The sequence below is a fragment of the Allocoleopsis sp. genome, assembly GCF_036703385.1.
GTDB lineage: Bacteria > Cyanobacteriota > Cyanobacteriia > Cyanobacteriales > Coleofasciculaceae > Allocoleopsis.
Window position 1 is genome coordinate 1 of the sequence record NZ_DATNPA010000188.1, and the last position, 2,749, is coordinate 2,749.

General features: G+C 43.2%; 6 protein-coding genes. 2 read left to right on the forward strand and 4 right to left on the reverse strand.

Annotation, left to right across the window (positions count from 1 at the left end):
- Positions 1-187, forward strand: a 187-nt coding sequence (locus tag V6C93_RS09600; protein ID WP_333476434.1) for a hypothetical protein, incomplete at its 5' end; no start/stop codon positions are given.
- Between the two features lie 331 nt (positions 188-518).
- Complete coding sequence (locus V6C93_RS09605; RefSeq protein WP_333476435.1) at positions 519-725, forward strand: hypothetical protein; 207 nt, start codon at positions 519-521, stop codon at positions 723-725.
- A gap of 215 nt (positions 726-940) precedes the next feature.
- Here V6C93_RS09605 and V6C93_RS09610 read toward each other — a convergent pair whose 3' ends face one another.
- From V6C93_RS09610 to V6C93_RS09625, 4 genes are all read right to left on the reverse strand, one after another.
- Positions 941-1,351, reverse strand: coding sequence for a hypothetical protein (locus tag V6C93_RS09610; protein ID WP_333476436.1), 411 nt, complete (start codon positions 1,349-1,351; stop codon positions 941-943).
- A gap of 269 nt (positions 1,352-1,620) precedes the next feature.
- The gene (locus tag V6C93_RS09615; protein ID WP_333476437.1) at positions 1,621-2,118 is read right to left on the reverse strand and encodes a GNAT family N-acetyltransferase; all 498 of its coding nucleotides are present in this window, start codon (positions 2,116-2,118) and stop codon (positions 1,621-1,623) included.
- Entirely contained in the window at positions 2,115-2,405 is a 291-nt protein-coding gene (locus tag V6C93_RS09620; protein ID WP_333476438.1) for a DUF1778 domain-containing protein, read from the reverse strand. The genes V6C93_RS09615 and V6C93_RS09620 overlap by 4 nt, the downstream gene beginning before the upstream one ends.
- A 123-nt stretch (positions 2,406-2,528) precedes the next feature.
- A partial coding sequence (locus V6C93_RS09625) for a hypothetical protein (RefSeq protein WP_333476439.1) occupies positions 2,529-2,749 on the reverse strand: 221 nt, incomplete at its 5' end.

Sequence of the window (2,749 nt, forward strand, 5' to 3'; positions counted from 1 at the left end):
CGTTTTGAAACAGCGAAATGCTGACCTGACGATGTGCCTGGATGAAGCTGTGGCGCACATTCATCGGCTCAGTCCGAGGGTTTCGGCGCGGATTGTTGCGGAGATTGACAAGTTGAAACCAAGAGGTAAACCGCCTCAGCCCTATGTGCAAGAAGAGATTCCGTTTTCAAGTCCTTACGGGAGGTGATGATTAGGCGACAAGTTCAAATATGACTACTTCCATTTAGTTCGTGTTGGCGTTGGGCGATCGTTTTTGAAGTGGCGATCGTCCTTTTTTTGGCTTGAACTCAAATTGAATTGTATAAACAAATATTAAAACTTTACCGTTTTTTGGCAATATTCTGGAATACCTTAAAATCAATTTGTATTGCTATTTAAGCATAAAAATTTTTAAGGAGTCCTTAATTATGTTTACGCCGAGATTTCCATTACTTCAAGGAAGATGGAATTACATTGAAAGTGATGGAACAGTATGCTTCATGGATATTAGGCAATTTGGAGTTGGCAACCAACTATCAATGACATTTTCTGATGGGATGAATGTAACAGGTAATGCCAATTGCGTAATTGATGGAAATATGCTAATTCGGGGTCAGTATACCAATTCTTCTGGAGATTTCGGGCAAGTTAATATGCGTTTATTTCCCGATGGTTCCCTGCGAGGACAACTTCAAAGTAATGCAAATGGTATAGTAGTAGCGGTTTCCGCACAACGGTTATTTTAAAGATTTAGGAAACCTATACTATCACTTCAATGATAGATGTGACTTGTCCCCAAAATCTCCAAAAAATAACGATTAATGCAAGATTATTGGAGTTTTAAATATTGAAGTTTAGGGTGGCATATACCACCCTAATAATCTGGGTATATTTCTATAAAGCCTGACTCTAAATCTATCAGGATTAATTCTAAATTTATCAGGCTTAATTAACAAGCAAATCAAAAATCAACAAACAACATTGAAAGACAAACTAAACTACTACCAAGAACGCTAAACCCGATACAAACTGCTCCAACAATCACTGGAAGGCAACCTCCTGTATTATTCTTACTATTATTTTGACGATGAATGCGGGTAGCGACATTTATAGGGTTTTGGAGCTGATTTGCAGCATCTATAGGGTTTGGGAACGGGTCTACAAAATCTATAGGGTTTGGGAATGACTCTACAAAATCTACAGGTGTTGGAATGTTACTCATCACATCTCTAGGTGTTGGAATATTCTCTACAACATCTAGAGGGGTCGGAATATCCTCTACAATATCTAGAGGAGTCGGAACATTTATACCCAATTCGTCTTCTAAATCTTTAAGAGGGTCTAGGGGATTGAAATCACCAAAAATCGACATAGCAAGCAGTTATCCGGCGAAAGATTAGCATCGGAATATTCTATTTATTACGAAATGAGAATTCTGTTTTCCGCCCGATCTTTTATTAAGAAAAGCAAAGATTTAAGTATAAATATTTGAAGCACTTTCGATTTTTTGCGTTCAAAAGCCCTGAAACGCTTACTCCAAGAGGCTGGATGCACTTTCGATTTTTTATCAGAAGATACCGTTACAGCCCTTTCGGCAGACGCCTACACGGTCGATCAATTCTTGGTATTCATTAACCCCACTCATCCCAGACTCTTTTTCACATCTGCCAGCAGCACCATAAGCGTCAAAGGATGAACGGGAGAGGGGGAAAAGCCACACCGCTCCACATAGAATTTTTTCGCCTCTTCATCAAGGGCGTGAACCAGAATCGCTCTAATCCCCGCAATCTCTGAGGCTTGTAAAGTACGCATCACAGCATCCTTGACCAAGCCTTTACCAATACCTTTATTTTGGTAGTTAATGTCAACAGCAAGTCTGCCCAATACCATAAGTGGAATTGGCTCAGGCATATTCCGTCTGATTTTGCCCGAAGCATCATTACGAATGACACTACCAGTGGCTAAGCAGTAGTACCCCACAACTTTATTCTCAGAGCAGACAACGTATGTCCGCGACGCTCCGCTGGTTTCACTCGTCTTAGCGCGTTTCCTCAACCAGTCATTTAGCGTTGGGTTCCCACAGTCGAATGCCTCTACATCGTGTGTCGGCTTTATCGGTTCTGGTGGAGTGTAAGTCATTCCCACGGAGCTTGTGCGGCAAGCAACTGAGTTAACGTTTCATTTTTTGTGGGCGGAGTGTCGAGCGCTTTGTTAAAGGCTTCCCACTGCTCATCGCTCAGACAGAACAATCTCCGCTCCAGCATTGCCTCCTGTGCTGCTCGATACGCCGCATCTAGCATGAAGGCACTCCGACTCTTGCCACAAAGATTTGCCGCCGTATCGATGAGGTCGAGCTGATTTGGCTCAATTCTCATATTCACAACTTCGGAGCGCTGACGCTTTTGGGTTCTATCAGGTGCTGCCATAGCTACTCGGAACGCCTGTTACTGGCTCAATGTCATTACATTGTATATACAAACTGCCGAAAAGGGTAAGGGCACGACAATGTCGTGCCCCTACCCTCATGCCCAGATAAAACTCGTGCGGGATTAATACCGCTCCCAAGGTGGCTGGAACCCGCGCCGCTTCAGAATATCCACCTCTACCTGCTGGATGCGAGTATCCAATTCAGGATTCGTCTGCCCGGACTGAGCTTGCTGCTCTGCATTGATTTCCTTGAACTGCTCCAGTGCCGTAAAGCGCTGGTCATCCGCCACATTTAGCTCAGCCAAATTAGTACGGGCGATTAAGTTTTTCGGCTCAATCTCCA

Bases quoted from the DNA above. Each gene is read 5' to 3' on its own strand.
- V6C93_RS09605 (WP_333476435.1), top strand. From the start codon at position 519: ATGACATTTTCTGATGGGATGAATGTAACAGGTAATGCCAATTGCGTA.
- V6C93_RS09615 (WP_333476437.1), bottom strand. From the start codon at position 2,118: ATGACTTACACTCCACCAGAACCGATAAAGCCGACACACGATGTAGAG.
- V6C93_RS09620 (WP_333476438.1), bottom strand. From the start codon at position 2,405: ATGGCAGCACCTGATAGAACCCAAAAGCGTCAGCGCTCCGAAGTTGTG.
- V6C93_RS09610 (WP_333476436.1), bottom strand. From the start codon at position 1,351: ATGTCGATTTTTGGTGATTTCAATCCCCTAGACCCTCTTAAAGATTTA.